Annotated in this window: 1 protein-coding gene; it reads left to right on the forward strand. The window is 56.2% G+C overall.

Annotation, left to right across the window (positions count from 1 at the left end; genetic code table 11):
• Positions 1-297 (forward strand): immunoglobulin-like domain-containing protein (locus FTW16_RS24520; protein ID WP_186728065.1); only part of this gene is annotated, 297 nt, incomplete at both ends.

Genomic DNA, 297 nt, shown 5'->3' on the forward strand with positions numbered 1-297 from the left:
AGGAACCACGACGGTTCCAGCAAGTGATGATGTATACGTAGGCGGCGATACGGCTTCCGCGACTATCACTGATGCAACGGGCGGCAACTTCGAGAGCTTGGTGAAAGACCCAACAGCAGCAACGACGACCATCAATGATGACTCAGACGTGACCACAGTGAGCTTGTCAGCGGATGCGTCAGTCACCGAAGGCGAGAACATCACCTACACGGCGACACTGACGAATCCTGCGGATGGCGCGGTGACGGTCACGCTAAGCAATGGTGCAACGATCACTATCGCTGATGGCGCGACTTC

This window comes from Vibrio sp. T20 (assembly GCF_007858795.1).
In the GTDB taxonomy this organism is placed as follows: Bacteria; Pseudomonadota; Gammaproteobacteria; order Enterobacterales; family Vibrionaceae; genus Vibrio; species Vibrio satsumensis.